This window comes from Lentzea sp. NBRC 102530 (genome assembly GCF_030269365.1).
Classification (GTDB): domain Bacteria; phylum Actinomycetota; class Actinomycetes; order Mycobacteriales; family Pseudonocardiaceae; genus Lentzea.
In genome coordinates, this window is sequence record NZ_BSTF01000041.1 from 1417 (window position 1) to 5597 (window position 4181).

A 4181-nucleotide genomic window follows, 5' to 3' on the forward strand; every position below is an offset into this window, starting at 1 on the left:
CGCTTCCTGTCCGGCATGGCTGTAGACCGCGTCCTTGATCACCCAGGGCGTCAGGCCGCGTTCGAACGCGTCACACGCCGTCTTCAGCACACAGGACTCCGTGGCGATCCCGACGATCACGATGTCGGTCCAGCCGTGCTGCGCCACGGTCGCTGTGCCTTCCTCGGTGAACAACGAATAGATCGGCTTGTCGAGCACAGCGACCGCGCGCTGTGAGGCCGCAGCCAGGTCGTCGACGATGTCGATTTCGGGGGATGTCTGCATGCGCGACCAGTTGATCAGGCGTTCGTACGGCGAGCCGGGGTGGTTTATGAACCGGGTGAACACAGTCGCGCCACCGGCCCGTTCCCACCGACTCACGACGTCGGCGACGTGCGGAACGACGGGCGCCGACTTGCTGGAGACGAAGCCGTTCTGCACGTCGACGACCACCAGCACGCTCTTGGCCAGATCCACCTGATCATTCTCCGCTCGTGTCTCGCAGCAACTCCAGCGCGGTCGTGAGGTGCCTGCCCAGCTCGCTGGTTTCCAGCACCGCCCGCCGCATCGCGGCGTGTTGCGCGGTCTCCTGCGGTCTGGTCATGGTCAACCTCGACCTGACCGCACGGATCCAACGCCACCCGTATTCAGGTGCAACAACTGGATCACATCCTTGTTCCACCTGCTCGTGCACGCGATAGCAGTAGCTCCACAACGCCTGGACCAGCAGCTCGCAGTCGACGAGGTCCGCAGTACGAAGTGCTCGCCCGGTGGCCTGCGGGTAGTAGCTGAGGCCTGCCCAGCTCGCGCATCCGATGGAAAGGCCGCGGATACCGAACTCGTCGATCCGGCTGTCGTTGAAGCCATCACGCAACAGCGTCTGCTCCACCAGTTCCGCGTGGTGCAAGGACGGGCCTGCCTCGTCCGTCCCGTGGTCGAGCAGCACACGCGGCATGCTCAACAACCGCATCGCGGTTTCGAGGTCTAGCCCGCTCCATGGTGATTCGTGCACCCAGTAAGCGGACAGCACGTAGTGCGCTACGGGTGTGTCCGAGCTGGTCGTCTCACGCAGCCACTCAGTCGCCCACTGCCGGGTCTCGCGATAAGTCTGCCGACGCCACACCGCCAGGCTGGCGATGTTCGGCACGCTCAGCTCCTCGGCCAAGTGGAAGACAGCAACGCCCCAGGGAAACGCGTACAGCTCGCAGCGGCCACCAGGATGCTCGACCTCTCCGACGTGGCAGTCCGCCCACTGCACCGAGGCGGGTGTCAGGTTCGCGCGCTCGATGAGCTTCGGGAGCAGTTCGGGGCCGAGATGCACCGGCACGAACTTGTGGCTCGTGAGGCCGCACGACCGATGGCTCGCCGCGCTGGCGCTGAGCGTGCCGAACAGCTCGTGCGGCGTGGCCTCGAACGCGGCGCAGTACAACCGCACGTAGATCTCGTCGCGAACCGTAGCTCTACCGGTCTCGTGCGGGTAGATCGCCTTAGCCATCGCGCCCAGCTCGGGCGTCGTGAGGTCCAGCTGCCGACCGATCCGCTCGAACTCCCTGGCGAGTCGGTCGCGTCCCCACCCCTTGGCCTGCCGCTGTGCGATCAGCACGAGGTTCGGCGTGAACCGCTTGCCCTCGCCGGTCGCGGCGGCATCGCTGGACATGATCGATGTCCTTCCGTGTCCCCGGCTGTCATCTGTCGCGTCCCAGTCTTCCGAGCCATATTGGAATCGTCCCGAACGAACCCGCGGTTCGAAGTCCAGCACCGCAGCCGCAGCTACGCGTCGGAGGAACGATGGACCCACGGGTGGCCGAACAACCCAGAACCGTCGTCGTTCAACCGACCACGCTGTGCCCGATGGACTGCACCTACTGCTACCTGCTTGAACGTCACCTCAAGCAGGAGATGACGGTAGAGGTGGCTTCCGCCATCGCCAACGCCATCGCCCCCACTTGGGACTCGATCGAGGTGGTGTGGCACGGCGGCGAGCCGTTGGCGGTCGGCTCCGCGCGGTTTGTCGAGTTGTTGCAGCCGTCCGAGAGCCTCCGACGTGCGGGACATGTGCGGCACAAGGTGCAGACCGGCGGTGGGAGACCCATCACCAACGCATGGTGCGACGTGTTCGAGCAGTACGACATCAGCGTCGGCGTGAGCATCGACGGACCCCGTGAGCTCAACGGTCACCGCGTCGACCGCGGCGGCCGAGCGATGTTCGACCGCACCGTCGCAGGCGTCGAGGCGCTGAAACAACGCGGCATCCCCTTCACCGTCCTCGCGGTCGTCAGCCAGAACAGCACCGCCCACGCCACGCGAATCCTGGACTTCCTGCGCGATCTGGGCACCAGGTGGATCGGGTTCAACGTCGAAGCCAAGGAGGGCGCGAACTCCGACGCGCAGACCCCCTCGACAGGCGACGCTCAGCGGTTCTGGCGCGACACCTTCGAGTGGTGCCGCGTCAACGACGACGTGACCGTGCGAGAGGTCGCGAACCTGCTGGGGTTCCTGGCACTGACAGACGCGCAGCGCGAAGCCGACTCCCAGCACGACCCCATTCCGACGATCGCCTGGAACGGCGATGTGGTGCTGCTGTCGCCGGAGCTTCTCGGGATTTCCAGCACGACCTACGAGAACTTCGTGGCAGGCAACGTGTTGAAGAACGACCTGGCCACGATCGTGGAGCGCGCCGGCGACCTGCGGTACGTCCAGGAATTCACGAGCGCACTCGCAGCCTGCAAGCAAACCTGCGAGTTCTTCTCCTACTGCCAAGGCGCGCATGCAGGTGATCGGTACTTCGAACACGGCACGTTCGCCGTGACCGAGACCGACCACTGCCGAAACTCCGTTCAAGCGCCGGCCCTGGCGCTCGCCGAACTACTGCACACGAGGAGCGGAGAATGACGATCTTGGACACAATGGTGCAGGCCGTGTCGACGGGCGAAACGGCCTGGGCGCAGATGGTGACCACCAACGCCACGACGACCGCGAGCACCAGTGGCGTGGACTGGGGCCGCAAGGGCGGCAGCTGGGGCAAGGAAGGCGAGTTCTGGAAGAAGTGAGCATGGACGCCGCGGAGATCGAGCGAGCCGTAGAACAACGACGGATCTGGCTCGACGAGCAACTGGTCGTCGCTGCTTCGGCGTTGGACGTGCACGTGATCGGCGAGCCGGTCAACACCTTCGACATGCGCTCAGCCGGCGCGCTCGCCCGTGATGAAGGCGGCGACATTTGGCTGAGGGTCGTGGTGGAAGACGGCGATTACGCGCCTGTCTGCCGTTGGGACGGCAATGCCACTGCCAACTCGATCCGCGGCGTCGCCAAACCCGAGGTTCTTCGGTGGCACGACTGGCAGAACGACGACGCCTACCTACTGGGCTGCCGTCTCCGGGGCGAGGTGATGACCCTCGCCCTGGGGACGACCATCGCTGCTGGGGGCGTCCTGCGCGAGGATCCCCAGCTGCCGGAATCATGGTGGAAGGACCTGCGTAGGTCACTGGCGGCCCTGGCAGCGCACCCGCTGGACCTGGACAACGAGCTCGGTGCCGTTGCTTCCACCATCAGCGGGGTCGAGCACCACTTCGGCATCACGTTGCCTGTGAGCGTTTTCGCGGGCGTGGAATGGACCACGGCGCACGCGGACCTGCACTGGGCCAACTTGCGCCGACCGCAGTTGTGCATCCTCGACTGGGAGAGTTGGCGACCCATGTTCGCCGGCTACGACCTGGCCACGCTCTACTGCAACAGCCTCCTGCACCCGGAAACCGCTCAGCGCATCCGTGAAATGCCCGAGCTGCACACCCGCAGTGGCACCTTGGCCCTCCTGTCCGCGATCTCCCGCTACCTCTGGATCACGGGCGAAGGCAGCGACTGGGACTTGCTCGAACCGCTGCTCCGCGCCGAAGCCAAGGCCATCCTTTCCGCCCTCGCGAAGGAAACCGACTGAACCGGTTCTCAGAAACCCGCCGGGTGCGTCGCATGATCGATCAGACTCTCGGCTGCCGGAGAGAGCACCGCTGGTTGCCGTGCGGTCCGGTGAGGTTCGGCCGGGTGGTGACGTAGTAGGCGTTGACGACCTTGTGCTGGCCGTCTTTGTAGAAGGGGATCTGGCCGTGCGGTGGCACGCACGCGGTTCCGGTGGTGCCGGTGCTCCAGTGGAACTTGATGAGGATGAAGCTGTTGCCGCAGTGGAAGTAGCGGGCCGTGAGCTCACC

Annotated in this window: 6 protein-coding genes; 3 read left to right on the forward strand and 3 right to left on the reverse strand. The window is 65.4% G+C overall.

The features are described from left to right. On the reverse strand, positions 1-432 hold a 432-nt coding region (locus QSK25_RS45155; protein WP_285647867.1), incomplete at its 3' end, for a cysteine hydrolase family protein. A gap of 28 nt (positions 433-460) precedes the next feature. Further along, positions 461-1636, reverse strand: coding sequence for a hypothetical protein (locus QSK25_RS45160; protein WP_285647868.1), 1176 nt, complete (start codon positions 1634-1636; stop codon positions 461-463). A gap of 5 nt (positions 1637-1641) precedes the next feature. On the opposite strand from QSK25_RS45160, the gene amcB reads away from it, so the two are divergent. Genes amcB through QSK25_RS45175 form a run of 3 tightly spaced genes read left to right on the forward strand, consistent with a single transcriptional unit; the run spans position 1642 to position 3913 of the window. Beyond that, on the forward strand, positions 1642-2871 hold the full coding sequence (amcB, locus tag QSK25_RS45165) for a cyclophane-forming radical SAM peptide maturase AmcB (RefSeq protein WP_285647870.1): 1230 nt from the start codon (positions 1642-1644) through the stop codon (positions 2869-2871). Further along, positions 2868-3029 carry a multiple cyclophane-containing RiPP AmcA gene (amcA, locus tag QSK25_RS45170; protein ID WP_285647871.1) on the forward strand — a complete coding sequence of 54 codons (162 nt, stop codon included), beginning with the start codon at positions 2868-2870 and terminating at the stop codon, positions 3027-3029. The genes amcB and amcA overlap by 4 nt, the downstream gene beginning before the upstream one ends. 2 nt (positions 3030-3031) lie before the next feature. Next, a complete protein-coding gene (locus QSK25_RS45175) occupies positions 3032-3913 on the forward strand; it encodes a hypothetical protein (RefSeq protein ID WP_285647873.1) in 882 nt (293 codons plus the stop codon). 40 nt (positions 3914-3953) lie between these two features. Here the strand turns inward: QSK25_RS45175 and QSK25_RS45180 are convergent. Beyond that, positions 3954-4181: DUF6355 family natural product biosynthesis protein (locus QSK25_RS45180; protein ID WP_285647875.1), on the reverse strand; the 228-nt coding region annotated here is incomplete at its 5' end.

What these genes read in the sequence shown, in the direction of transcription:
- QSK25_RS45160 (WP_285647868.1), bottom strand. Translation starts at nt 1,636, where the DNA reads ATGTCCAGCGATGCCGCCGCGACCGGCGAGGGCAAGCGGTTCACGCCG.
- amcB (WP_285647870.1), top strand. Translation starts at nt 1,642, where the DNA reads ATGTCCTTCCGTGTCCCCGGCTGTCATCTGTCGCGTCCCAGTCTTCCG.
- amcA (WP_285647871.1), top strand. Translation starts at nt 2,868, where the DNA reads ATGACGATCTTGGACACAATGGTGCAGGCCGTGTCGACGGGCGAAACG.
- QSK25_RS45175 (WP_285647873.1), top strand. Translation starts at nt 3,032, where the DNA reads ATGGACGCCGCGGAGATCGAGCGAGCCGTAGAACAACGACGGATCTGG.